Genomic DNA, 23,116 nt, shown 5'->3' with positions numbered 1-23,116 from the left:
CCCGACACGTTGGATGATGGGGCAGCTGGCGCGTGGCGTCCACCATCGTGATAAGATTGTGCCCGTCTACATTGTCGGAGGTTTTCCCATGCGCGCTCCGCTCTTTGCCACCGTGGCAGTGATCACTTCCCTCCTTGGCGTTGCCGCATGCGGCGGATCCGGCGGCTCGTCCGAACCGGCCAAGACGCCCGAACCTGCGTCCGCAGAGACGACCACGGCTCCGCCCGCACCGGCGGTCGATGCCGGCCCGCCCACCACGACGACCTCCACCCTGAGCGGCAATGGCGATCTGCAGGGCGCCAAGCTCACGACGTCGTCCACGACCACGGTGGAGACGAAGGGCCAAGGCGGACCGCGCCCGAGCGGCGATGGGGAAATCGGCCGGCGCCGCGAGGACGTGCAGACCATCATCGGCTCGCGCCGCGACGACGCGCGCAAGTGCTACGACGACGCCGTCAAGCGCAATCCAAGCCTCGAGGGCGACATCGACATCAAGTGGACGATCGACCCGAAGGGCATCGTGACCGACATCGCGGTGGACGACTCGAAGAGCCAGATCCACGACGAGGGCCTGGGCAAGTGCATCATCGCGATCATCAAGAACATCAAGTTCGCCGAAAGCCCCAAGGGCTTCGAGTCGCGCATGCACTACCCGTTCAACTTCCACCCGCGCGGCAACCAGCGTGCGCCGGGCGGGGCCAAGTAGCTCTAAACCCGCACCTCGCGGAGCCAGCCCAAGGCCACCCAGGCCTGAAACCACGCGCCGATGCTCGCCTCCACGGAGGCGTCCATCGCCGCGACCTCCTCGCCCGCGGGACCGAGTGGCATCCCGCGCGCGAGGCGTTCGAGCAGGGCGAACGCCATGGGCTCGACCACCTCGACGCCGACGATGTCGTTCGCGCGGTACACGATGCAGTGCGTTGGCTCCGGACCCGGGCGCTCCGGCGTTTCGCCGCGCCGGATGGCCGCACGAAAGCCATGGACGGGGTGCGAGAGCGCGAGAAATCGCAGCGAGGGGTGAAAGACGATGACCGCGCGCTCCCACGCCTCTTCCTCGGTGGTGGCGAGCACCGACGCATCGAACGGCGGCGCATCGGCCGCGTCGAACGCCTCGATGAAGGCCCACTCGAGCCGGGCGCAATCGGCGAGCAGCGCGTCGGCGCGGTACGGATCGGTATGCGCGAGAAAATCCGGCATTTTCGCGGCCAAATCGCGCAAGGAGAAGCTGTCCGGCGGGTGCGCGTCGAGGTAGCGGCGGCAGAGCGCTTGAAAGCCGTCGTTGCCCAGCAGGTGCTGCAACGTCGGGTAATCCTCCTCGAGCGAGGCCAGGTGGCGAAACCAGAATTGCTCGCGGTAGATGTCCACCTGCTGCGCGGGCGAGAGGCGTGCGTTGCCGGTGGCCACGAGCTCCGCCTCCGCCGCGAGCGCGGGATCGTCCGGGATGGGGCGCGCGCTCGTTGCGGCCTGCGCGAGGAAAGCCTGCAAGTCGGCCAGGCCGCGGTGCGCACCATGGGTCGGCGTCATGAGGTCACCTCCTCGCGGATGCGGCGGGCGCGCTCGGCCTCCGCCGCCAAGACGTCGAAGGCGGGCAGGTCGTCGTCCCACTCGATGAGCGTCGAGGTCGGGCCGATGCGCCGGATGGCCCGCCGGTAAAGCTCCCACACGGCGTCCACCACCGGGGCGGAGTGCGTGTCGAGGAGGTACGAGCCCTTGTCGGTGTAGCCGGCGAGGTGGATCTGCACCACGCGCCCGGCCGGGATGGCATCGATGTACGCGTTCGGGTCGAAGCCGTGGTTGTACGAGCTGACGAACACGTTGTTGCAGTCGAGCAGGATGCCGCAATCGGCACGCTCCGCGACCTCGGCGAGAAACTCCCATTCCGGCATGGTGCTCGCGCGGTACGTCATGTAGCTGGATACGTTTTCGAGGGCGAACGGCACCTCGAGGAAGTCTTGGACCTGGCGCACGCGCTCCACCACGTGGGTGAGCGCCTCACGGGTGTACGGCAGCGGAAGCAGGTCGTGCAGGTTCGACCCCGGCACACCGGACCAACACAGGTGATCCGAAGCCCACGGGGGGCGGAGCCGGGTGACGAGCCCCTTCAGTCCCCGCAGGTACCCCTCGTCCAATGCGTGGCTCGCGCCGATGGACAGGGACACGCCGTGCGGCACCAGGGGACGCAACGCACGCAGCCGCTCCAGGTTTTTCTGCGGCGGCCCACCTGGAAAGAGAAAATTGTCGCTGATGATCTCGAACCAATCGATCTTCGACACCGGCGCATCGGGCGCCTCGTCGAAGATCGCGGGGTAGTGCCTCACGCGCGCGCCAACGCCCACGCCGAGATCGGGGAGGCCATGACGCGCGCGGAAGCTCATTCGCGTTTGCTCCGTCCCTTCACTTCTTCGGCGGCGTGGTCGACGAACCGCCCGCGCCACCGCAGCTGCCCTTGGCGCCGCCGCAGCTGCCCTTCTCACCCGTCGGGGCCGCCGAACCGGCGGGGGCCGCAGAGCCCGCGCCCTTGGCGCCGCCGCAGCTGCCTTTTGCTCCGCCGCAGCTGCCCTTTTCGCCAGCCGTGGTGGCGGGGTCGGCCGCAGGCGCCGCGGCAGCCTTGTCGCCGCCACACCCTGCGACGACGCCCATCAGAATGCCCGAAACCGCAGACACCGCGAGAACCTTACCCATCTTCATGATGATCTCTCCTCCAATTGCCCGCGATGTCGCGGGGGCCATTTTCCTGGCCGGTCATGCTCGCCCGAAAATCGGTTCGGCCGAGTCGTCCAGGGATACGCGCCAAGGCTAGCGAGGTATCCGTGCGCGGAACCAATTTTTTCCCGGATCGCACTTTTTCTTACGCGCGGAGAAAAGTCGTACCCTCGCTCAGGGCACGGGGGACGTGTATCCTTCGTCTCTTCCGTGGCCCACACCACTTCGCTCGTCCCGCCGCGCTCCACCGTTCCCGGGGAACGCGACGCCTACGCCGATCTCCTCCGTGACACGCGCGGATTGCGGCGGGAGCATGCCCAAGCGCGGGAGGCATGGTTTTCCATGCTCGGGGCCGAGCGCAAGGAAGAGCACCTCTTCGAGCTGGAAATCTTGCTCAAGGGGCTCGCGTGCTTCGCCAATCCGCGCAACCACCCCGGCCAGCCGCGGCGCACCCCCGTGGTCGCGCAGGACTTCCGCGAGCCGGTGGCGCTCGCCCGTGAGGCGATCGGGCGCATCATCGCCCTTTGCCGCACCTTGCTCATGGAGCGGGAGCGCTCGTTCGTGTTTCAGCGCTATCTGGAGACGGTGCTGCCGGACGATGGCGCTCGGACACGGCTGGTCAGCGAGAACCTGACGCAGGACACGCCCGCCGGCTCGCTCTTCGTCATGCGCCACGCGATGACGAACATGATCGAGGTGGCCAGCGGCATCTCGCGGCTGCCGCGTGTGCCCTTCCGCACGTTCTACGCGATGCTCGGCGTCGCGCAGCGGGAGGTGGCGCAGTCGGTGTACTTCAATTCGCTCTCCGCGCTGGAGTTCCGCCCGGAGTTCGATCGCATCACCAACCAGCGCATCTTGGAGCTGACCCGCTCGGTCACGCAGGAGCATGCACGCCGGTTGGTGGCGCTGACGTTTCTTTCGCTCTTTCGCATGCTGCGCTACCTGGGGCTGCTCGAGGCGACCACGCGCGACAGCCGCGAGCCGCGGCGCATGTCCGGGATCATCTACCTGGTGCTCAGCGTCCTTCGCTCCGATGCGCGCGCGCTCACGAGCCATCTGCGGCACCGCGCGGGGCGTCTTCTGGCCGACGGCTACGAGCGCGATCTCTTCAACGTGCCCGCGAGCCACATCGCGCAGCGCTACGAATCGCTGCTCTCGGATGGGCATCGCTTGCTCGACATCAAGGCCTCGCTCGAGGGGCTCGCGGCCAACCTCCGCCTCGAGCTGCGGCGCGCGTTCGAGCACGAGTTTCCCGCGCCCGAGTATGCCCCGAGCTCCGACGACGTGAGGCGCGCGACCTTGCAGGTCATTGGAACCCTGCGTCCTGCACTGCAAAACGGGATTCTCTTCCTCTGCGCGACGTTGGGCGCACGGCTCGAGGCGCAAGGCGTGTTCGACGACCATGCGGCGCGACGCAACTTGTCCGAGCGTCTGCGGCGCGACGTGTGGATGTTCGCCCAGATCGTTCGCGCATTTGCGCAGAAGGCGCGCGCGGTTCCGGCGGGCGAGGTGCGCTGGAGCGGTGCCTCGCCGCTCGAGTTCGTGCGCGAGTTCCTCGTCTACTTCCGCGCCATGGGCTACCCGCTCCTCCGAACCGCGGACTACCCGCGTGTGGATGCGTTCGTCAGCGCCATGACCGCCCTCGAAGAGACGGATCTGCTCGAGCCCGCTCGCCTGCACCGCGCTATTGTCGAGGCCGATCAGTTCCAGGACTTCCTGGTCGATCTGTTCGAGCAAATCGGCAAACGCGATGAGCTCGCCTCGGTGCCGTTCGACCGACGCGCCGCAGCCGAAGCGTTGAAGCTCTACCTGGGCGCCTGACTGGGCCTAGCGGACTCTTCTTCTCTCCTTCTCTACCCCTCCCGCTCCCGATTCTTCTCGTTCTCGCTTCTGGAACCCTCGGGAGGGGGTGCGGGAGCGGGAGCGGAAACAGGTGGCGCTTTAAATACGAAGGGCGTCGACCGCACGTAGCGATTTCGACGCCCTTCGCTTGACCCACCCGTTACCGGGCGCTGCCGTAAGGCAGCTGTTGGGTCTACTCCTCGCCGTCGTCGAGGCCTTGGCTGGAGGTGGGAGCGCCACCCAGCATGGACGGTACACCTGCAGGAGGTGCGGCTTTGGCCGCCTTCGCGCCAGAAGCCTTGCCGCGGCCGCCAGACGAACGCTTAGCAGCCGCCCGGCCACGAGACTTCGCCGCCTTTGGGGCGGCTTTTTTAGCCGGTTTTTTGGCAGCCTTCTTGGCTCCTCCCTTTTTGGTGGCGGCTTTCTTAGCGGCCTTGCGCTTCGCCGGCTTCTTGACCGTCTTGCCCGCGGCCTTCTTCGGGGTCTTCGTCGTCTTCGTCGTCTTCTTCGCAGCGGACTTCTTTGCAGCCTTCTTAGCAGCCATTCCCTATCCCTCCTAGAAGGTGATTTACATGACGTATATGGTCACCTACGTCAGTTGTCAAACAAAAAAGTTGCTTTGTCTGACATCGATGCATTTCCCAGCTTGACTCGCTCCGTTTTCATTATTTCCCGCTCAGCGCGGCGATCCGGCTCGAAAAGGCTAGAAATCCTCGAGCAATCACCCTCGAATGTGTGCTGTCGGTTGATTCCGATGCCATGTCGCCGAGCCCGGCTTCGGAGCGCCTCGATTTTTTTCCACAGGGCACGCGATCGCGACATGCAATCACGCGTGGAAGCCGCCTCCGGACGCCCTCGACGCCCGACTTGACGCGCGAAACGGGCCAAAGCTAGGGTCGGCGCGCGGAATCGGATGCATTCCCAATCAATGATTTTGACCGCGTTTTCGCGTCGGTTTCCCAAGTGCGCCGGCAAGGCGCCGGTTAGAGGAGGTGCGGTGGTGATGGCAAGAGAGAGTTTCAGATGGAGCATGCTCGCCACGATGGCGGCATTGCTGCTCACGCTCGTGGGCTGCGGCCACACGGACGAGGAGATGGCCGCCAAACAGCGCGAGATCGACAAGCTCTCCGCGGATTTGAAGACGGCGCAGGCCCAGATGGCCGAGGACCAGGCGAAGTACGGCAAGGCCCAGGGCGAAATCGGAGATCTCCGCGCGCAACTCAAGCAAGCGGGCATCGACTCCGACAAGCTTCGCCAAGCCGTCTCGGAGTACAAGCAACGCTCCGAGCAGCTCGCCGCGATCGAGCAGCGCTTTCGTGACCTGAAGAACCGCCTCGACAAGCTCACGCAGGTGGGCCTCAAGGTGGTCGTGCGCAACAACCGCATGGTCATCCAGCTGCCCGGCGACGTGCTCTTCGACTCAGGCAAGGACGAGCTCAAAGCGGGCGGCAAAGACGTCCTCGCGCAGGTCGCGCAGGTCATTGGCAGCGATGCAACGTTGTCGCAACGCATCTTCCAGGTTGCGGGGCACACCGATAATGAACCGTACGGCGGAGGACCCTTCAAAGACAACTGGGGACTGTCGCTTAATCGCGCGCGCTCGACGCTTCTGTATTTGATCACGCCGAAGGCCGATGCTCCGGCCAAGCCGGGTGCGAAGCCCGTCGCGGCGGGCAAGGGCGGCGGCGGTCTGAATCCGAAGAACTGGTCGGCCGCCGGTTACGGCGAGACCGATCCGATCGCGGGCACCGTCGAGAATCAGTCGAAGGACGACCGCAGCAAGAACCGCCGTGTCGAGCTGGTGCTCCAGCCGAACGTCGAAGAAATGCTCAATCTGAACAACATCAAGTAGCTCGCGTTATTGCGCGCAGCGCAAAAAAGGGTCGATCCCGAGAGGGTCGGCCCTTTAGTTTTTTGTCCATGACCGAAGGCCGCACCGACCGCATCGCTACCATCGACATTGGAACCAACACCGTGCTCCTGCTCGTCGCCGAGCGCACGGGCAACGGCTCGCTGCGCGCCGTGGAGGAGCATGCGACCATCACGCGCCTCGGGCAGGGGGTCGACGAGACGCGCACGCTCCACCCCGACGCCATCGCCCGCACGGGCGCCTGCTTGGACGCCTACGGGGCGATCGTGAAGCGGCTGGGGGTCACCCACGTGGCGGTGGTCGGAACGAGCGCCATGCGCGATGCGCGCGGCAGCGAGGTCATTGCAGAGCACATCAGGAAGACCTTCGGTGTCGAGCTGCGCGTCATCGGCGGCGACGAAGAGGCGGAGCTCACCTTCGCCGGCGCGCTCGTCGGGCTCGCAGAGGCGGTGCCCGGGCAGGAGCTCGTCGTGTTCGACATCGGAGGTGGCAGCACCGAGGTGGTGCGCGGCACGCTCGACGACACAGGCGCGGTGCGGAGCATCGGTTACAAGAAAAGCTTCGACGTCGGCAGCGTGAGGCTCACCGAGCGCCACGTGCGGAGCGACCCACCATCGGCGGGCGAGCTCGATGCGATCCGCGCGCAGCTTCATGCGACCTTCTCGACCTTGGCGGGTGACGTGGGCGCACACGCGCGTCCTGCGATGGTGCCCATCGGCATCGCGGGCACGGTGACGACATTGGCCGCGGTGGCGATGAAGATGGAGACCTACGACGCAACGCGCGTGCACGGGCACCACCTCACGACGCGCGCGTTACGCGGTGTGGTGGAGCACCTCGCGTCCCTTCCTCTCGCAGTGCGTCGTGAGGTCCCGGGCCTGGAACCCAAACGCGCCGACGTCATCGTGGCGGGTGGTCTGGTCGCGCTGGCGCTACTCGAGCATTTGGGCGCGGAATCGTTGGTGATTTCGGACCGAGGTGTGCGGTGGGGACTCGCGGTTGCGCTCTCTCGATCGGCTGCTACATTGTGATCCCGCAGCAGCCGAATAAGTTTGACAAACCTATGGCGAGGGAACTAGAGTGCGCTCGCCTCGCTTCATATCCAGCGGTCGCCAGGAGCAGTGGCATTTCACATTCAATCATCCGTGAAATGCGAATTCGGCAGCAAGCTAGCAAGCAGGTAAAAGCAGGCAGATAAAAGGCGCCGACCGTTAGGAACTCAGCCTCCAAATCGGCTGAGTCAGTGCACTCATACGTGCACCACTGCACTCCCCCGCATCCTCATCGATTCGCTCCTGATTCTGAGTTCGCCGCCTGGACCACGTCTAACGCTCGGTCCAAGGCATTTCGTTTCGTGATCCTCTGGCGTTCGTCGCATTTGCGCCGGGGAGAAAGTGTTTTTGCGAACCGGGCCGCCTTTTCACGAGCGCCCGGTCGGACGGGGTGTACCACGCATTCAAGGCGCGGACGCCACTACCGTGAATCACTCGTACAAGGAGATACCATGCAAGCTGGGACGGACGTCAAATTCAATGTTGGTGACAAGGCTGTTTACCCTGCCCAAGGGGTCGCCGAAGTCATCAAGATCGAGGAAAAGGACATCGCGGGAAGCCGTCAGCGCTTCTACGTGCTCCGCATCCTCGATACGGACCGCAAAATCATGGTCCCGGTGACGAACGCCAGCGCGGTAGGCCTCCGGCAAGTCATCAACGAGCAAGAGATCCGCGAGATCTTCGACATCCTGAAGGAGCGCACGATCGCGTTCGACAATCAGACGTGGAATCGGCGCTACCGCGGCTTCATGGACAAGATCAAGACTGGCTCGATCTACGACGTGGCCGAGGTGCTTCGCGATCTGTACCGCCTGAAGACCGACAAGCAGCTTTCGTTCGGAGAGCGCCGCATGCTCGAGACTGCCCGCGGCTTGATCGTGAAAGAGATCGCCGTGGCCCGCGCGCAGACCGAAGACGACGTGAAGACGGAAATCGAAGCGCTGTTCGTCGCCAACTGATCGTGCAGAGAACTTAGAGAGCCGGCGGCTCCGTCGAACGCGAATCGTCGTCGTCGAGCAGGCCGAAGTCCCAGATTTCGCCGGGCTCACGCAGCGCGGCGACGGCGTCTTCCACCCGCTGCAGAAGCTCGGCCGGGGCGGCCGCTCGACCGGCACGAACGCCGAGCGCGATGCGATCGCCCCACTGCCAGACGCGGGCCGAGGCCACGCCCTCCAGCGCATAGACCAGCTCGAGGGCACGGCGGAGCTTCGGGGGCAGCGGGGTGGCCGGGGAGGTCATGGCGTTCGCGTCCGAATTCCCTTAGCAAAACGAAGGGCTGGACGCCGTGCTCCGTGGTGGATTTTGATTCCGCAGCCCACCGAAGCGTCGTGTGCCAAGTTGCGCCGAAACGGCACGCTTGTCAGCGACCGGTGATCCCAAGGTGGCCGAATTTCCGCGATATTCGAGATGGCACCCTCGATGCTATGGAAGCGTTTGGCGAGCGATCGGCAAGCGAACAGCAGTGGGATCGAGGGGTATCACCTATCGGCGATGGATCCGCGAGCGGCACAGTCCCAGGGGAATGTGGCCATGCCGGTAGGCACGGGCTTCGGCGCACGGCTGCGCCTGGTGCTCGCCCTGGGGATCGCGGCCTGGATGGGCGCCTGCAACCTCAATCCGCAGCCGATTCCTCCCGGCGCCGAGCCCGATAGCGGCTCGCCCACGGATGGCATGGGCAACGGCGGAGGCTCGCAGCAGCCACCGAGAGATGCCAGCCTGCCCGATGCCAAAGCCGTCGAGGACGCAGGCGCGGGATCCGACGCGAGTGATCCCCGTACGGATGCGGGCGATGCTGGTGACGGCGGCGATGCAGGCGAAGACGCCGGCGATGCGGGGGACGCGGGATGAAGCGCGCTCGCCTTGCGGTGTGGATGCTCCTGGCGCTGGTTCTTCCGGCGATGCTGTGGATGGCGTGCACGCTCAACCCGCAGCCGATTCCGCCGGGTGCGGAGTTGGATGGCTCGTTGAACGGCGGCGGCCAAGGTCGCGGCGACTCCGCCGTCCCCGGCGCAGACATGGATGCCAGCGAGACCAGTGAAGGCGGCCCCGACGCCGATGCGGGCGACGCCGACGCGGACGCGGGAGATGCGGACGCGGGCGACGCCGACGCGGGCTAGCCCGCGCTATTTGCGATCGCCGATGACGTATTCGTCAAGAACGCTGGCAGCGAAGTCGGCCAGGATGCCGTCGGCCACGCGGAGGCGACGGGAGAGATCGCGCGCGATGTTCAAGGTGATGATCGCGTACGACTTCAAATCGTGCCGGTAAAGCCAATCGAGGTCTTCACTGCTCATGCGCAGCAGGCGCGTGTGGGCCACGGCCCGGACGGTGGCGGAGCGGGCCTGCACGTCGATGAGGGACATCTCCCCGAAGGTGTCGTTCGGGCCCAGGATGGCCACGCGCAGATCGCGACCGCGGCGACTTCGCTTGAGGACCTCGATTTCGCCGTCGAGCACGACGTACATCTCGCGGGCGGGATCGCCCTCGCGGAAGATGGTCTCGCCGGGCGGGACTTTGTGCGGCTTCAGCGCGACGGCGAGGTGGGCGATCACCTCGTCCGAAAGGGCGCCGAAGAGGCCGATTTCGCGCAGGCGCGCGGGCGTGACCTCGGGCTCACTCATGGCCATTCCCCGACCCGGATCCCGACACGACCGAGCCGTCCGCGCCCGATTCCTGCCCTGACTCCTGCCCCGATTCCTGAGAGATGTCCTTCGTGAACACCAGGCGCTTTCGCTTGTAGCCGGCGTAGTGATCCATCTCGGTGACCTGCCAGCCGAGGGCGACGTGAAAGCGGATGGAGCCCTCGTTGACCGGCGTGGTGATGGCCTTCATCCGCGTGCAGCCCGCCGCGATGCACTCCTGTACGAATTGCTTGTACAGGAAGCGGCCGACGCCGCGCCGGCGGTACTCCGGGTGAATGCCCACCAGATGAACGTAACCCGTCTTCACACCGGGGCCGGCCCCGGGAGCCACGGGATGGGGACTCGTGCTCGGATTGGGCCGGTCGACCTCGGCGTGGGCTACGAACCCAAGGAGAAACCCGATGATGAGGCCCCCTTCCTCCGCGATGAGGGCGTGATCGCCGAGCTCGTAAAAGAACATCGGGTGGACTTGCGCGTGGATGGGCCCTCCCCACCAGCGGTCAATCACTTCGACGATATGATCGAAGTCGGCTTTGGTAATGCGGCGGGTTTCCATGGGACGCGTAGGTTCTCGGTAGTAGATAGAGTCTTCCCGAATTCGTTTTCGAGCAAGGAAATCATGAAGCCCGACAAGGATCGCATCATCATCGCCCCCTCGATATTGTCCGCCGATTTCGGCCGCCTTGCGGAGGAGGTTCGCGCCGTCGAGGCCGCGGGCGCAGACTGGATCCACGTGGACGTGATGGACGGTCGGTTCGTCCCGAACATCACCATCGGCCCGCCGGTGGTGAAGGCCGTGCGCAAGGTCACCAAGCTGAGGCTCGATACCCACCTGATGATCGTGGAGCCGGAAAAATACATCGATGCCTTCGCCGAAGCGGGGGCCGATGGTTTGACGGTGCACGTCGAGGCTTGCACGCACCTGCATCGCACGCTGGAGCGCATTCGACATCTCGGGCTGCGCGCCGGGGTGGTCCTCAACCCGTCCACCAGCGAAGAGACCCTTCGCTACGTGATGGACTTGGTCGATCTGGTGCTCGTGATGAGCGTCAACCCGGGATTCGGCGGGCAGTCGTTCATCGAATCGACGCTGCCCAAACTGACGGCCATCCGCAAGATGATCGACCAAAGCGGGCGGGCCATCGATTTGGAGATCGATGGCGGAATTTCGCCGGAAACGGCGGAGAGGGCCGTGCGCGCGGGGGCCCGGGCGCTGGTCGCCGGAAACGCTATTTTCACGCACCCACCCTACGAACGGGCTATTTCGGCTATTTTGACCGAAGCTCAAAAAGGGCTCGTTTGATCCCAAGGGTAACCCGAGTGATGACACGCTCCATGCGCGGCCGAACGTTCTTGTCCTTCTTGTTGTTGTCATTGGGGTGCGGCAGCTCCAAACCCGCACCCCAACCCGTGGCCGTGGTTCCCGTGTCCACGGCCTCGGCGGCCCCCACTGCGCCGCCGGCGCCAGGGAACGATGTGTCGGCGGAGGAAGCGGCAAAGCAGCAACGGCTCATTGCGCGCATGCTGAAGAAGGTGAGCGCGGTGCGCGGGATCGAGGCCAAGAAGGAGGTGCCTGGCCGCACCTTGGCGCGCGAAAAGCTGCTCGCTCGGGTGAAGGAGCACGTGGCGCGGGAGATCCCGCCGGCTGCCATTCGGGACGAGGGGCTGGTGCTGCAGCTCTTGGGGTTCATCCCCATGGCCTTCGACTACGAGGCGGAGACGTTCGGGCTCTTGGAGGCGCAGCTCGCCGGTTATTACGAGCCGGCGGATCGGACGATGTACATGGCGGCCGATCTCGATGAGGAAAATGCGCAGGCGACGCTCGCGCACGAGCTGGTGCACGCGCTGCAGGACCAAAACTGGGACCTGGCCACGCGCAGCAAGTACAAGCCGGGCCACGGCGACGAGTCAGCGGCGCGCTCGGCGCTGGCCGAGGGGGACGCGACCAGTGCGATGCTGGACGTGATCATCTCCGAGACGGGTCGGACGGCGCTGGATATGCCCGAGGAGCTTTTCTCGGCGACGATTGCCCAGAGCATGGACAAGGGGCCAGGGTCGTCGGCGCCGCACGTGATGCGCGCGTCGCTGATTGCACCGTACCTGGACGGGACGCTGTTCGTGCATGCGCTGCGTCGCAAGGGCGGCTGGGAAGCGGTCAACCGCGCCTGGGAAAAGCCGCCGCTCACGAGCGAGCAGATCCTGCACCTGGACAAGTACGAGTCGCACGAGCCGGCCATCGACATCGACGTGCCGACGCGGAATGCGCTGGGCGCTGGATGGACCGAAAAAGAGAACGACGTGTACGGCGAGCTGGGGATCCGCATCACCTTCGCCGAGTGGATGGATCCGGAAAAGGCCGCCGTGGTGGCCGCCCATTGGGGCGGTGACAAAGGCGTGCTTTTGCAAAAGGGGAACAACGAGTTCGCCTTCGGGTGGCGCATTCGTTACGACCGCGGGCCGGGGAAGAACGCCGCCGCCTTCGCGGAGCGCGCCTACGCCGCGCTGCTGCCGCCGATGGAAGCCAAGGTGGGACCGGCGAAAAAAGGGCCCGGTCCGACGGCCTGCATTGCGCGTAAGGGGCTCGGCCCGATTGGCATCGCGCGCAAAGGGCGCGATCTCATCATGGTGGTGGGGCCCACGCAGGCCGCGCAGAACGGCGCGTCCAAAGAGACGTCCGACTGCGGCATGGTGACGAAGTGGCTCGCGGAGTTGACCGCGTCGGCACCGGCACCGTAGGTACATTTGCGCCGGTACAGCGGTACGATGTACCGGCGCATGCGGGGCGCGTGTACCGCGTGATTTCACCTGCGGGCGCGCGCTCGGGCCCGGTGTAATTGTTGCTCGCGCGCAGGGCATGAAAAGACTTGCTCTGCTTGCGGTTTCGTCCCTGCTTGCGGGCTGCTCGGACGGGGGTGGCTCGGAGGAGCCTTCCCGCATCGGGCTCGCGGCCTCACTCGCCTCGCTCGCCCCGCTCGCCCCGCTCGACTGGTGCGCCCACGTGGCGGCGGGTCCCGGCGGCGCGGGGGAGCTTCCCATCGAGCTCTCGTCGGCCCACGCCGAGGTTCGATTCTTCGGCGTGCACGCCACGTACACCGAGGTGGATCAAGCCCTCGCCGCAAGTGTCGGTGGGGCCGGTCCCATCACCGAGGCGGTGCTGCCGGCGTATGCGGCACGCCTGGGTGGGGCCGCGTGCGCGCGCCCCTCCGATGCCACGCCGCTTCGCCCGGCGCGGGTGCGCTCCATGGGGCCGGTGGCGATCGTGCGGCCCGGCACCGGCGAAGTGACCTTGCCGGCAGGGACGAAGGCCGTCGTGGTGGATCTGCGTCATCTGCCCGCGGTCCAGGGCTTGCGCGAGGCACTCGAGGCCGCGGTGGCACCGGCGCTGGCGTCGGCGGTGCCGCGCGCCACGTCGCATGTGCGCAAGCACTACGGACTCGCCCCAAGGGACGGAAGCGTCTACGAGAACAGCGTTGCGGCCCTGACGCAGCCGGCGCTTGCGCCCAAAGGGACGTCCGAGCTGCCGCTGGTGCTCGTCACGGGTGCCGAGCTTGCGCCGGAGGCCGCGGAGCTGGCCATGACCTTGCGCCTGGCCAACCGCGCCTGGCTCGCCGGCTCGAATGTGCGCGCCGAGGTGGCCGAGGCACGCTGGGTCGGCGTCGGGAAAAGCGGTCTCGCTTACCGCGCGCAAGAGCTCTTCTCCGGGAATGCGCGGTGGCCCGACGAGGTGCCGGCCGACCTGCAAGCAAAAGACCCCACGGAGGCCGAGGCGATGGCCGCCATTGGGACAGCCACGCCTCCGCCGATCCCGTGGGGTCCTGCCAACCGCCCTCCGCTGCTGCCCATCACGAAACTCGACGAAGTCCAACCCGCATCGTTGGGCCTGGGCGAAGCGCGGGCGGCGCTTTTGACGGTGCACGGTACGCTGCGTCGGTTCTTTCCGTACTTCCACACCGTCGGCGATCGCATCGACGAGCGGCTCGCGGAGACGCTCGCCACGGTGGATGGCATGCCCCGCTTGGAGCGCAGCGCCTTTCGAGACGTGCTCCGGCGCTTCGCCGAATCCATTCACGATGGCCATAATGCGATTCTCGACTTCGGATCCCCTCCGCTGCCGAATTGGCTGGGCGTCGTTTCCGAGAACATCGACGGCGAGGACGTGGTCCGCCGTTCGTTGGATCCCGCGATTCATCCAGGCGATACCATCGTTCGCATCGGCGGCGAAGACGCGAAGACTTGGTATGCACGCGAACTATGGCGCACGTCGGCCGCCACGGAAGGCGACCGCTTCATCGGCGCATCCTTTTTCTACCGCAAGATGAGCGGCCCCACCGAGTTCGGATTGCGCGCTCCCGACGGCACGGTGCGCACGGTTACGGCCACGGCATTTTCGAAAAAGGACTATTTGGAAAAGCTGGGTACGGGCCCCACCCGGCGGCCCGCCGGCCGGCTCGGGGACGTGGGTGCGCCTGACGTTCATTACATCAATTTAGCGGGTGACGTGCTCACGTCCATGGACGATTTTCGTGCGGCCATCGTCGAGAGTCAGTCGGCCAAAGGATTGGTCGTGGACATGCGCAATTACCCCTTGGTGGATCACTATGACGTCGCACAACACCTGATTCAAAGGGACTTCTTTAGTCCCTTGTTCCATATTCCGGTCCTCACGGGGCCCGCACGGCGCGAGCTCGATGCCGTTCGCTACGACATACCGCCCGCCGAGCCATCGTACCGCGGCCCGCTCGTACTCCTCGTTGGGACTGGGACGATTTCGGCGGCGGAGAATTTCTCCACGATGCTCGTCGATGCGCGGCGGCTGAAAGCGGTCGTGGGCCGGCGGAGCGCGGGCACGAACGGCAACGTGACGACCGTGCAACTACCCGGCGGCTACGCGTGCGCGTTCACCGGGCTGGAAGTCCTTCATGCGGATGGGTCGACGTTTCACGGTATCGGCATCGTGCCGGATTACGAAGTAGCCATGACCACGGCCGATTTCCGCGATGGCCGTGATCCCGAGCTGATGCGCGCCATCGAGGTGCTGGCAGCGCCGTAACAGTGCATTGCGGCCGGCCGTCGTTCGTTTGAGCGACTGCCGGCCGTGGCAATGCGTGGGCATCGTTTCGTTCATGCGAAAGGCCAGTTACATCGGGCTGAGCGCCGTGACCGCGGCGGCATGGTTGGCAGCGTGTTCGTCGGCGCCGGTACCCGAAGAAACGGTGGGCAGCACCGAGCAAGCGATCGATCCCATCGATCCGAACGATCCCGAGGCGGAGTGTGACGTCGGCCGGACGGAGGAACTGGAGCAATTCTCCAAAAAGTGCGACACGGCCATTGGCGCGACCGTGCCCGATTTCGACTGCGACGAAGGCTCCGAGGTCCCCGAGACGAATCTGAGCGGCAGCTACCCCAATCAGGATTGCGACCGTCCCAATGTGCTCAACCATGAATGCGATCCCGGCAGTCGCTTTCAAGTGTTGAAGAACGATGGGACCCACATGGTCGTAGCGCACTGCCGGAAGAAAGGCCTGGGCGCGAATTACGGTGATATCGCCGTCATTCAGTACAACAAGAAGAACGGCAATACCTGTTTCTATCAGGCGCTCGGAAATCTGCCGGCCAAGGTGACGGCGCCGATAAAAGGAAACGGTGGCGGAAACTTCCCGTGGAAGACGCCCGCGGGAACCGCAGCGGACAACTGCGTGCGTTGCCACGACAATGGGCCTTTCATTCGCTCGCCCTACATTGCACAACTTGCCGACGATCCGGACGCGGTTGCCAAGGGCAACGTGCTCCCGGGCTCACACGATTTCAGCTGGAACAAGACCAATCCGTACAACTTCGTCGGGGCGGACTTCCAATCGTGGAAGGTCTACGAGATCAAGTCCACGGGCACCGGGGCCGGGTGCACGGGCGTGTGCCATCGCATGGGCCTCTCCGCGCTCGACGGCGCCTTCTCCACGACGCGGGGCACGTCCATCGCGCTCGGACCCATTGCGACGGCGGCGACGCAGACGCACAAGAATCCGCACTCCGCCGATTCACCTATTTGGATGAAGCCTGGGCAAACGACGTACAATGCCTCCGTCGAGGGCGAGGCGCTCGATGTCGCGGAATGTGCCAAGGCCATTGCCGAATATGGCAACAACCCGCGCGCGCCCCAGCCCCCAGCCAAGTGCAAGATTGCCCAATATGGGCAGGGCGACACGTGCCGCGGAGGGCCCAAGCGCGTCATCATCAATGGCGCAACGCACGCCGATCCACACGATGGTCGCGTGGACGAAGAGGAAACGGTTTCGGAGTGCTCGACGCCCGGCGAATGCCCGCTCGCGTTCTGCTATTGGCGCACCTTGCACGGGTCGTTCTGGCAAAAGACGGACAACTCGATCCCCATTGCCGACGAGAAATACCGAGGAAGCTTTTTGCGGCTGTATGCCGCCGATGGCGCCTGGAAGACACGGTACTTCATGGACAATACGCCGGGCGCGCCGATGGCGGCGCCGGGCGGCACGCTGGAGTGCTCGCGCTTCAACGAAATTCAGGCGATTCCCAATCCCGATGATTGTTCGATGCAGACGTCGAAGCTCAATGACTCCGATGGGACGCATTACAGTCAAAGCACGACGATTGCGCCGGCGGGGCAATTCATCAACATCTTGTCCGGCTTCATTGGCAACGTGGCCCAGACGAACATCGCGACCACGGTGAAACCGGACTTCCTTCGTGTTTACGAATCGGGCACCAATGCGCTTTTGGCGCAGGAGCACGTGAAGCCGTCGGCGCCGCTCATTCAGGGGCCGCTCACCGGGGAGGCCTATTCGACGAAGTGCAATGCGTGGAGCCCGGTGTACTTGGCCAAGGACATTTACACGACGTCGGATACGCAATTGCTGTCGGCGGCCAATGCCAAGAATGGGCGCTGCTACATCAGCGGCATCACCGGGGCGTGGTCCAGCACGCGAAGCAATGGCACCGTGCAGCCGTATGCCGAGATTTACGTGGGGCCGGGCAAGGACGTGCGGCTGCGCGTGGCACCCACGGATGGCTCGGATCGCGTGGGCGCCTATGCGTCGTGCGTCAAGTTGAAGTGATGCACACCTGGCGCACGAGGTTCAAACCCACGTAGGCCGCCAAGGTCTGGATCATGTGGCGATCGCCCGGAAAATGCCGTTCGACGACCTTCACGCCCGCCGGCCCGGCCACGGCGATGAAGACGGTGCCAACCGGCTTTTCCGGCGACCCGCCGCTGGGGCCTGCGATGCCCGTGAGCGAAAGCGCGACGTCGGCGCCGGAGACGCGCTTCACGCCCTCGGCCATGGCGCAGGCCACCTCGCTGCTCACCGCACCGTGGCCGCGAATGACCTCTTCGTCGATGCCGAGCAAGCGCGTTTTGGCACTGTTGGCGTAGGTGACCACGTCGACGAGGAGGAAATCGCTGGCGCCGGGCTCGCGGGTGAGCAGGTGGCCTACGAGGCCGCCGGTGCACGATTCGGCGACGGCGAGGGTGTATTCCTTTTTGCGAAGGAGGCGGCCGGTGACGCCGGCGAAGGTGTCGTCGGCCTCGCCGTAGATGACGTCGGCCAGGCGCTGCTTCACTTCGAGGGTGGCGCGCTCGCAGAGTTCGCGCGCGGCAGCCGTGGAGAGACCGCGGGCGAGGACTTTGACCTCGATCTCCGGGAAGGTCGCGCGGTAGCCGAGAAGCACGCCGGGGAAGGCTTGTTCGACACCGGCCAGGCGCTCGCCAACGGTGCTTTCGGGCAAGCCGAAGGTGCGCAGGCGGATCTGGTAGCTGTCGTTCGGGGCGAGGGCCCGCACGCGCGGGACCACTTGCTCCTCGTACATCTGCTTCATCTCGCGGGGGACGCCCGGCATGAAGAAGGCGAGCGCGTTGCCGATGCGCACGGAAAAGCCGGGGGCGGTGCCGATGGGGTTGGGCAGGATGTCGGCTCCCTCGGGGAAGTCGGCCTGCTTGGCGTTGGTGTCGCTCACGGTGCGGCCGAACTTCGCCAGGCGACGGCGAATGTGCTCGAGCGAGGCCTCATCGCGCACGAGCGGCACGCCGATCAAGTTGGCCACGGCCTGCGTGGTGATGTCGTCCGTCGTGGGGCCGAGGCCTCCGGTGCAGACGATGACGCGCGCGAAGGACGCCAGGCGTTGCAGCTCTTGGACGATGCGGGTCAAATCGTCGTCGACGGTGGCGCCGAGGGGCACGTCGAAGCCGAGGTCCGTGAGGCTGGCAGAAAGCCAGGCGGCGTTCGAGTTGACGAGTTCACCGCGAGTTAGTTCGGTCCCGATGGAGAGAACGGCGCACGTCATGGGGATCGACGAGGGTAACCCGGATTCGCCTCGCCGGATGCGCCTTCGTAGGCGCATCGCACGCCCACGTCGGGATTTCGGGAACCGGGGGGAATTTCCATACGGCTCCAGGTGCGGAGCTCGGTAGCTAGCGCGGTGCGGTAACTTCCGCCGCGTGCCACGGCGAGGGTGGTGCTGGCGCCGGCCGGCTGTGAGGGCATCACCCACTCGGCGACGTTGCCCGCGAGATCGTGGATGCCGGATGGCGTATCGCCATCGGGGTGGGCCCCGACGGTGTCGGGCCCGAGGGCGCCGTGGGCGCAGGGGCCGCGTTCGAGTCCCCAGGCCCCGCGGCGGCACACCGCACCGGTGTCTCCCCAGGGGTAGCGGCGAAGGGTGCCGGCGTTGGTGGCGGCCGCCATCCATTCGTCCTCGGTGGGGAGGCGTCCTCCGCGGGAAGCGCAGTAGGCGGCGGCTTCGTCGCGGGTCAGGCCCGCGGCAGCGCGGGCGCCGTCGGGCGAGGCGCGATGCTCGACCTTGGCGACGGTGGCCTCGAAGGCGTCGATGGCGAAGGCTGCGACCTCGACGGTGCGCGGGGCGACGCGGCCTTCGGCCTCCCAGTCCGAGGGGCCGAGGAGAAGGGTGGTGGCCGGGACGGCGATGCGAACGTCGGGGGCATCGCAGCCGCCGGCGTAGGCCACCAAGGGCGCGGGGCAGCCGAGGCAACGGGGCGCTTTGGCGAGAAAGCCGGGGCCGCACTCGATGTGCACGTCGCTCTTTCGAAGCACGACGGCGAGCACGCTCACGGTGACGATGGCGGCGCCCAGCGCGATGTGCATCCAGGAGCGCCCGGCCATGCGCGCCGCGTTATTTCCGCACCGCACACGCGAGGGTGCCGACGCCCTCGACGGAGATCTCCAGGCGATCGCCATGGACGAGCGGGCCGACGCCCTCGGGGGTGCCGGTGACGAGGAGATCGCCGGCCTCCAGGGTCATCATGCGGCTCGTGTACGCGAGCAGCTCGTCGATGGGGAAGATCATCTGCGAGGTGCGGCCATCTTGCCGGGTGGCACCGTTCACGGTGCAGGAGATGCGCAGGTCGCGGACATCGAGCTGGGCGTCGAGATCGGTCTCGATCCACGGGCCGGTGGGGCAGAAAGAGTCGAAGCCTTTGGCGCGGGCCCACTGGCCGTCGGCGCGCTGCAGATCGCGGGCGGTGATGTCGCCGACGCACGTGACGCCGAAGATGTGGTCACGGGCTTGCTCGCGGGAGATGCCTTTGCAGCGGCGGGAGATGACGATGCCCACCTCGGCCTCGTGCTCGACGCGCTCGCTCTCGGGCGGCAGGACGATGGTGCCGTTGTGGCCGATGAGCGCGGAGGGCGGCTTGAAAAAGAGGAGCGGCGCCTTCGGCACCTCGTTGCCGAGTTCCTTGGCGTGCGCGGCGTAGTTGCGCCCGACGCACACGATCTTCGACGGCGTCACCGGTGCGAGAAGCGGAATGGCGTCCGTATGCGGGAGGGTTTCCCCGGTGGGCGAGCCTCCGTCCCACGGCGCCTTCGAGAGGATGCGCAGCGTCTGGCCATCGAGGATGGCGAAGACCGGCTGGGCCAGTGGCGTGGTCGCGGACGGCGGGACGATACGAACGATTCGCATGGTGTGGTACGCATGATAGAGCGACCATGCCCATCCGACTCGCCTTTTCTCCGGACAGTGACGATGTGTTCATGTTCTGGGCCCTGCTCGAGGGCCGCATCGATGGCGAAGGGCTCACCTTCGTTGCCGAGCGCGAGGATACCGAGTCGCTGAACCAACGCGCCGAACGCGGCGACGTCGACGTGCTCGCCGTGTCCATCGCGCGCTACGCCACGATTGCGCAGGATTGGCTCTTGCTCCCGCACGGGGCCTCGGTGGGTCGCGGATATGGCCCGGTGGTCGTGGCGCGCGAGCCGCGGAGCATCGAGAGCCTCGCGGGAAAGCGCATCGGGGTGCCGGGCCTGCGCACCACGGCGTACCTCACGTTGCGGTTGGTGGGCCCGGTGTTCGAGCCGGTGGTGGTTCCCATCGCACCGTACTCCAAGGCGTTCGAGGCGCTGCGCTCGGGGGAAGTGGACGCGGTGCTGTTGATCCACGAAGGCCGTCTCACCTACGAGCGCGAGGGCTTCCACCGCGTTCTCGAGCTGGGGGAGGCCTGGGCGGCAGCGACCGGCGGCCTGCCCCTGCCGCTCGGCGGCAATGCGATCCGTCGCGGGTTGGGCGAGGTGACCATCGCCAAGGTTTCGCGCCTTTGCCGCGCCTCCATCGCGTGGGCGCTCGAACACCGCGAGGAGATGATGGCGTCGCTGCTCAGCGCCGAAAAGCGCACCGATCTTCCCTTGGACCGTGCGCTGCTCGATCGGTACCTCGCGATGTACGCCAACGAGGACACGCGCGAGATGAAACCGGACGTGGTGAACGCCATCCGCGAGCTCTATCGCCGGGGTGTGGCCGCGGGGCTCTTGCCGGAAACGGCGCGCCTGGAGCTGGCGCCGTGACGGATTGCGGCGTGCCGCTACAATCCTAGGAACATGAACCCTACGGCGCATCCGGAGATGCCTTCCCTGCGGCCTCGTTCGGCCGCGTACTTCGAGACCACGCACACCGTGCTTTCGTTGCCTGGGCTGCACCCCGCCCATGACGGCGTGCGGATTGCCCAGTTGTCGGATCTGCACATCGGCACGGCCACGCCGCGGGCCCGCATCGCGGGTGCGCTGCAGGCGGTGCGGCGTGCGCAGCCGGATTTGGTCTTTCTAACGGGCGACTTCGTGACCCATTCGCGTTACCCGCTGCCGCGCATCGCCAAGGAGCTCGCGGGCATGGCGGGTCCGGCGTTCGCGGTGTTGGGCAACCACGATCACTTCGTCGACGCACGCGCCGTACGCACCGCGCTCGAGGAGGTCGGTTGCACGGTGCTGGTCAACGAGTCGCTGCACGTGGTCGTGCGCGGCGAGCCCCTGTTTCTCGTGGGGATCGACGACGCCGTCACCCGCCATGACGATGTGCGGCGCGCGTTCCAACACGTGCCCCAAGACAAGCCGGCGCTGGTCTTGGCGCACGCGCCCAGCACCGCCGACGATCTGCCGGAGGCGCGAAGCCTCGCGTGCTTCTCGGGGCACACCCACGGAGGCCACCTGCACTTCGGTGCCATGACGCAGTGGATCGCGGACAAGTTGGGGCAGCCCTACCTGCGCGGCCTGTACAAGGTGCGCGGCAATTGGCTTTACGTGAGTCGCGGCCTCGGGTTCGGTCGCGGAAGCCTCGTTCCCCGTGTGGCTTCGGAACCCGAGGTGGCCTTCTTCGAGCTACGCGCCGGGTCTTAGTGCCGGCGGATCCACGCGGCGAGCGGCTTCCACGCGATGTCCGCCGCGTCGCGCGCAAAGAGGATATCGGCATGACCGATGTCCTCCGCCTCGCGCTCGGGGCCGAATCGATGCAGGACCACCGTGGTCACATCCTTGGAGCGGACGCGCGTGGTCGAGTACAGGCCATGGTTGCCAAAGCCGCCGGCCACGCCGAGGTAGTAGAGAGGGATCCGGATTCGATCGAGCGGCACGTCCACCGGCGGCGGTCCCTGATTACAGAGAAGCGTGTCGAAATCCGCCAGCTCGCGGGTCGATTGATACGGCGATGCGTTGGCGAAATAAGCGGCAACGGCCACCTCGGGTGAATCGCGAAAGGCGGTGGCCACACCGTTTGCATCGAGGACGCCGGACGCCAGGTGGTAGACGGGCGTGAACATCGGTGGGAAGACCACGGCCGTCTGCGCCGCAAATCGAACGAGCGCACCGCGGTTCGTGTATCCCGGAAAGAAATCCTGAAAAGGCGTTTGCTCGTTCGGCGCGTTCTGCGCGAGGGACCCAAGTTGGATGAACAGCCCGTTGCTCTGCTCGAAATGGCCGTCGGCCAACTCCTGGCGATAAAACGCCGCATCGCCGCAGGCCCGTTCGCGGAACACGGGATTCTCGTCCGGCGCAATCTCCGCATAAATATCGAGCGGCGCCAAAGCCTTCACGTGGCGACGCGCCTCCGGCTGCGCGGCCTCCGCGGAGGCGTAGGCATAGGCCAAATGCGCGCCGTGCGAAAAGCCCGCGAGCGTGAAGCGCTCCCCTTCCCCGCCGGTGGCCAGCCGCACGCCGCGGGCAAAGGCCAAGCCGCGCCCGAGGTCGTCGATCTCCTGGGCGAGGCCCATGTCCGCGAAGTCGGCCACATTCGCGCCCTGCGGTGCGAGCGACCAGCGGCGATCGATGCCCCACACGTCGAGCCCTTCATGGGCCGCGAGGTGAAGGGCCATTCCCGAGTCGGCCGTCGGCGCGAAGTTGCTCGCGAAGGAGGAGAAGTCGCCGTGCACAAGCATGACGGCACCCTCGGTGCGGCGCGGGTGCCATGGCCTGCGCTCGCGCACGAGACGGTGCACGCGAATGCGCGCGTTCGGCGTGTTGCCGAGGCGGAGGACGAAGCTGTAATGCGCCACATCGCCCGCCAGCGACTCGCGAACGACGTCGTCCGTGCGAAATGATGCCTGGGCAACGTTTGCCGTCTCCGTGCCAGCAGGCGCCTCGGCGTCGCATCCCACGAGCGTCAGCATCGTAACGGCAACGGCACTGCAAGATAGCGGACGAACCATGGACGTCTCCCCTCGAAAGTGTCGAAAGAGGCTAAGTACACCCCAACGCCCCGGC

Annotated in this window: 24 protein-coding genes; 13 read left to right on the top strand and 11 right to left on the bottom strand. The window is 66.1% G+C overall.

Annotation, left to right across the window (positions count from 1 at the left end):
* Positions 1 to 88 precede the first annotated feature (88 nt).
* Positions 89 to 706, top strand: coding sequence for an AgmX/PglI C-terminal domain-containing protein (locus tag LZC95_47330; protein ID WXA94053.1), 618 nt, complete (start codon positions 89 to 91; stop codon positions 704 to 706).
* A 2-nt stretch (positions 707 to 708) separates the two neighbouring features.
* Here LZC95_47330 and LZC95_47325 read toward each other — a convergent pair whose 3' ends face one another.
* The 3 genes from LZC95_47325 to LZC95_47315 are packed head-to-tail and all read right to left on the bottom strand — an operon-like array spanning position 709 to position 2,688.
* Positions 709 to 1,524, bottom strand: a complete 816-nt coding sequence (locus LZC95_47325; GenBank protein ID WXA94052.1) for a DNA-binding domain-containing protein — start codon at positions 1,522 to 1,524, stop codon at positions 709 to 711.
* A complete protein-coding gene (locus LZC95_47320) occupies positions 1,521 to 2,375 on the bottom strand; it encodes a DUF692 domain-containing protein (GenBank protein ID WXA94051.1) in 855 nt (284 codons plus the stop codon). The genes LZC95_47325 and LZC95_47320 overlap by 4 nt, the downstream gene beginning before the upstream one ends.
* 19 nt (positions 2,376 to 2,394) lie before the next feature.
* Positions 2,395 to 2,688, bottom strand: a complete 294-nt coding sequence (locus LZC95_47315) for a hypothetical protein (GenBank protein WXA94050.1) — start codon at positions 2,686 to 2,688, stop codon at positions 2,395 to 2,397.
* A 225-nt stretch (positions 2,689 to 2,913) separates the two neighbouring features.
* On the opposite strand from LZC95_47315, the gene LZC95_47310 reads away from it, so the two are divergent.
* Positions 2,914 to 4,524 carry a hypothetical protein gene (locus LZC95_47310; protein ID WXA94049.1) on the top strand — a complete coding sequence of 537 codons (1,611 nt, stop codon included), beginning with the start codon at positions 2,914 to 2,916 and terminating at the stop codon, positions 4,522 to 4,524.
* A gap of 214 nt (positions 4,525 to 4,738) precedes the next feature.
* Here the strand turns inward: LZC95_47310 and LZC95_47305 are convergent, their stop codons facing one another.
* Positions 4,739 to 5,089, bottom strand: coding sequence for a hypothetical protein (locus tag LZC95_47305; protein ID WXA94048.1), 351 nt, complete (start codon positions 5,087 to 5,089; stop codon positions 4,739 to 4,741).
* Between the two features lie 486 nt (positions 5,090 to 5,575).
* On the opposite strand from LZC95_47305, the gene LZC95_47300 reads away from it, so the two are divergent.
* From LZC95_47300 to LZC95_47290, 3 genes are all read left to right on the top strand, one after another.
* A complete protein-coding gene (locus LZC95_47300) occupies positions 5,576 to 6,397 on the top strand; it encodes an OmpA family protein (GenBank protein ID WXA94047.1) in 822 nt (273 codons plus the stop codon).
* A 68-nt stretch (positions 6,398 to 6,465) separates the two neighbouring features.
* Positions 6,466 to 7,446, top strand: a complete 981-nt coding sequence (locus tag LZC95_47295) for a Ppx/GppA family phosphatase (protein ID WXA94046.1) — start codon at positions 6,466 to 6,468, stop codon at positions 7,444 to 7,446.
* Positions 7,447 to 7,919: 473 nt separating this feature from the next.
* Complete coding sequence (locus LZC95_47290; GenBank protein ID WXA94045.1) at positions 7,920 to 8,426, top strand: CarD family transcriptional regulator; 507 nt, start codon at positions 7,920 to 7,922, stop codon at positions 8,424 to 8,426.
* A 13-nt stretch (positions 8,427 to 8,439) separates the two neighbouring features.
* Here the strand turns inward: LZC95_47290 and LZC95_47285 are convergent, their stop codons facing one another.
* Positions 8,440 to 8,706, bottom strand: coding sequence for a hypothetical protein (locus LZC95_47285; protein ID WXA94044.1), 267 nt, complete (start codon positions 8,704 to 8,706; stop codon positions 8,440 to 8,442).
* A gap of 291 nt (positions 8,707 to 8,997) precedes the next feature.
* Between LZC95_47285 and LZC95_47280 the strand changes: the two genes are divergently transcribed.
* Together LZC95_47280 and LZC95_47275 are read left to right on the top strand one after the other, a co-directional pair.
* Entirely contained in the window at positions 8,998 to 9,315 is a 318-nt protein-coding gene (locus LZC95_47280; protein ID WXA94043.1) for a hypothetical protein, read from the top strand.
* Positions 9,312 to 9,584 carry a hypothetical protein gene (locus LZC95_47275; GenBank protein ID WXA94042.1) on the top strand — a complete coding sequence of 91 codons (273 nt, stop codon included), beginning with the start codon at positions 9,312 to 9,314 and terminating at the stop codon, positions 9,582 to 9,584. Before LZC95_47280 ends, LZC95_47275 begins: the two co-directional genes overlap by 4 nt.
* Positions 9,585 to 9,590: 6 nt before the next feature.
* Here the strand turns inward: LZC95_47275 and LZC95_47270 are convergent, their stop codons facing one another.
* Together LZC95_47270 and LZC95_47265 are read right to left on the bottom strand one after the other, a co-directional pair.
* Positions 9,591 to 10,088 (bottom strand): cyclic nucleotide-binding domain-containing protein, encoded by a 498-nt coding sequence (locus LZC95_47270; GenBank protein WXA94041.1) that lies wholly within the window; start codon positions 10,086 to 10,088, stop codon positions 9,591 to 9,593.
* Positions 10,081 to 10,665, bottom strand: a complete 585-nt coding sequence (locus LZC95_47265; GenBank protein WXA94040.1) for a GNAT family N-acetyltransferase — start codon at positions 10,663 to 10,665, stop codon at positions 10,081 to 10,083. The genes LZC95_47270 and LZC95_47265 overlap by 8 nt, the downstream gene beginning before the upstream one ends.
* 63 nt (positions 10,666 to 10,728) lie before the next feature.
* Here LZC95_47265 and rpe point away from each other — a divergent pair, with 63 nt between their 5' ends.
* From rpe to LZC95_47245, 4 genes are all read left to right on the top strand, one after another.
* A complete protein-coding gene (rpe, locus tag LZC95_47260; GenBank protein WXA94039.1) occupies positions 10,729 to 11,412 on the top strand; it encodes a ribulose-phosphate 3-epimerase in 684 nt (227 codons plus the stop codon).
* 17 nt (positions 11,413 to 11,429) lie between these two features.
* Positions 11,430 to 12,845 (top strand): hypothetical protein, encoded by a 1,416-nt coding sequence (locus LZC95_47255; protein ID WXA94038.1) that lies wholly within the window; start codon positions 11,430 to 11,432, stop codon positions 12,843 to 12,845.
* Between the two features lie 118 nt (positions 12,846 to 12,963).
* Positions 12,964 to 15,159 (top strand): S41 family peptidase, encoded by a 2,196-nt coding sequence (locus tag LZC95_47250; protein ID WXA94037.1) that lies wholly within the window; start codon positions 12,964 to 12,966, stop codon positions 15,157 to 15,159.
* A 73-nt stretch (positions 15,160 to 15,232) separates the two neighbouring features.
* A complete protein-coding gene (locus LZC95_47245) occupies positions 15,233 to 17,194 on the top strand; it encodes a hypothetical protein (protein ID WXA94036.1) in 1,962 nt (653 codons plus the stop codon).
* Here the strand turns inward: LZC95_47245 and LZC95_47240 are convergent.
* Genes LZC95_47240 through LZC95_47230 form a run of 3 tightly spaced genes read right to left on the bottom strand, consistent with a single transcriptional unit; the run spans position 17,181 to position 20,054 of the window.
* Positions 17,181 to 18,419 (bottom strand): competence/damage-inducible protein A, encoded by a 1,239-nt coding sequence (locus LZC95_47240; protein ID WXA94035.1) that lies wholly within the window; start codon positions 18,417 to 18,419, stop codon positions 17,181 to 17,183. The two genes, LZC95_47245 and LZC95_47240, sit on opposite strands and share 14 nt — an antisense overlap.
* Positions 18,416 to 19,255, bottom strand: a complete 840-nt coding sequence (locus tag LZC95_47235; protein ID WXA94034.1) for a formylglycine-generating enzyme family protein — start codon at positions 19,253 to 19,255, stop codon at positions 18,416 to 18,418. The genes LZC95_47240 and LZC95_47235 overlap by 4 nt, the downstream gene beginning before the upstream one ends.
* 10 nt (positions 19,256 to 19,265) lie before the next feature.
* The gene (locus tag LZC95_47230; protein ID WXA94033.1) at positions 19,266 to 20,054 is read right to left on the bottom strand and encodes a fumarylacetoacetate hydrolase family protein; all 789 of its coding nucleotides are present in this window, start codon (positions 20,052 to 20,054) and stop codon (positions 19,266 to 19,268) included.
* 26 nt (positions 20,055 to 20,080) lie between these two features.
* On the opposite strand from LZC95_47230, the gene LZC95_47225 reads away from it, so the two are divergent.
* Together LZC95_47225 and LZC95_47220 are read left to right on the top strand one after the other, a co-directional pair.
* The gene (locus LZC95_47225; protein WXA94032.1) at positions 20,081 to 20,932 is read left to right on the top strand and encodes a hypothetical protein; all 852 of its coding nucleotides are present in this window, start codon (positions 20,081 to 20,083) and stop codon (positions 20,930 to 20,932) included.
* A 33-nt stretch (positions 20,933 to 20,965) separates the two neighbouring features.
* Positions 20,966 to 21,757 (top strand): metallophosphoesterase, encoded by a 792-nt coding sequence (locus LZC95_47220; GenBank protein WXA94031.1) that lies wholly within the window; start codon positions 20,966 to 20,968, stop codon positions 21,755 to 21,757.
* Here LZC95_47220 and LZC95_47215 read toward each other — a convergent pair.
* Complete coding sequence (locus tag LZC95_47215) at positions 21,754 to 23,061, bottom strand: hypothetical protein (GenBank protein WXA94030.1); 1,308 nt, start codon at positions 23,059 to 23,061, stop codon at positions 21,754 to 21,756. The two genes, LZC95_47220 and LZC95_47215, sit on opposite strands and share 4 nt — an antisense overlap.
* Between the last annotated feature and the right edge of the window lie 55 nt (positions 23,062 to 23,116).

This window comes from Sorangiineae bacterium MSr12523 (assembly GCA_037157775.1).
In the GTDB taxonomy this organism is placed as follows: domain Bacteria; phylum Myxococcota_A; class Polyangia; order Polyangiales; family Polyangiaceae; genus Pendulispora; species Pendulispora brunnea.
This window is presented reverse-complemented; position numbering and strand designations above follow the sequence as displayed.

What these genes read in the sequence shown, in the direction of transcription:
- LZC95_47275 (WXA94042.1), top strand. Translation starts at nt 9,312, where the DNA reads ATGAAGCGCGCTCGCCTTGCGGTGTGGATGCTCCTGGCGCTGGTTCTT.
- rpe (WXA94039.1), top strand. Translation starts at nt 10,729, where the DNA reads ATGAAGCCCGACAAGGATCGCATCATCATCGCCCCCTCGATATTGTCC.
- LZC95_47225 (WXA94032.1), top strand. Translation starts at nt 20,081, where the DNA reads ATGCCCATCCGACTCGCCTTTTCTCCGGACAGTGACGATGTGTTCATG.
- LZC95_47315 (WXA94050.1), bottom strand. Translation starts at nt 2,688, where the DNA reads ATGAAGATGGGTAAGGTTCTCGCGGTGTCTGCGGTTTCGGGCATTCTG.
- LZC95_47280 (WXA94043.1), top strand. Translation starts at nt 8,998, where the DNA reads ATGCCGGTAGGCACGGGCTTCGGCGCACGGCTGCGCCTGGTGCTCGCC.
- LZC95_47305 (WXA94048.1), bottom strand. Translation starts at nt 5,089, where the DNA reads ATGGCTGCTAAGAAGGCTGCAAAGAAGTCCGCTGCGAAGAAGACGACG.
- LZC95_47245 (WXA94036.1), top strand. Translation starts at nt 15,233, where the DNA reads ATGCGAAAGGCCAGTTACATCGGGCTGAGCGCCGTGACCGCGGCGGCA.
- LZC95_47325 (WXA94052.1), bottom strand. Translation starts at nt 1,524, where the DNA reads ATGACGCCGACCCATGGTGCGCACCGCGGCCTGGCCGACTTGCAGGCT.
- LZC95_47300 (WXA94047.1), top strand. Translation starts at nt 5,576, where the DNA reads ATGCTCGCCACGATGGCGGCATTGCTGCTCACGCTCGTGGGCTGCGGC.
- LZC95_47295 (WXA94046.1), top strand. Translation starts at nt 6,466, where the DNA reads ATGACCGAAGGCCGCACCGACCGCATCGCTACCATCGACATTGGAACC.
- LZC95_47265 (WXA94040.1), bottom strand. Translation starts at nt 10,665, where the DNA reads ATGGAAACCCGCCGCATTACCAAAGCCGACTTCGATCATATCGTCGAA.
- LZC95_47290 (WXA94045.1), top strand. Translation starts at nt 7,920, where the DNA reads ATGCAAGCTGGGACGGACGTCAAATTCAATGTTGGTGACAAGGCTGTT.
- LZC95_47270 (WXA94041.1), bottom strand. Translation starts at nt 10,088, where the DNA reads ATGAGTGAGCCCGAGGTCACGCCCGCGCGCCTGCGCGAAATCGGCCTC.
- LZC95_47285 (WXA94044.1), bottom strand. Translation starts at nt 8,706, where the DNA reads ATGACCTCCCCGGCCACCCCGCTGCCCCCGAAGCTCCGCCGTGCCCTC.
- LZC95_47235 (WXA94034.1), bottom strand. Translation starts at nt 19,255, where the DNA reads ATGGCCGGGCGCTCCTGGATGCACATCGCGCTGGGCGCCGCCATCGTC.
- LZC95_47330 (WXA94053.1), top strand. Translation starts at nt 89, where the DNA reads ATGCGCGCTCCGCTCTTTGCCACCGTGGCAGTGATCACTTCCCTCCTT.
- LZC95_47220 (WXA94031.1), top strand. Translation starts at nt 20,966, where the DNA reads ATGAACCCTACGGCGCATCCGGAGATGCCTTCCCTGCGGCCTCGTTCG.
- LZC95_47230 (WXA94033.1), bottom strand. Translation starts at nt 20,054, where the DNA reads ATGCGAATCGTTCGTATCGTCCCGCCGTCCGCGACCACGCCACTGGCC.
- LZC95_47215 (WXA94030.1), bottom strand. Translation starts at nt 23,061, where the DNA reads ATGGTTCGTCCGCTATCTTGCAGTGCCGTTGCCGTTACGATGCTGACG.
- LZC95_47320 (WXA94051.1), bottom strand. Translation starts at nt 2,375, where the DNA reads ATGAGCTTCCGCGCGCGTCATGGCCTCCCCGATCTCGGCGTGGGCGTT.
- LZC95_47250 (WXA94037.1), top strand. Translation starts at nt 12,964, where the DNA reads ATGAAAAGACTTGCTCTGCTTGCGGTTTCGTCCCTGCTTGCGGGCTGC.
- LZC95_47240 (WXA94035.1), bottom strand. Translation starts at nt 18,419, where the DNA reads ATGACGTGCGCCGTTCTCTCCATCGGGACCGAACTAACTCGCGGTGAA.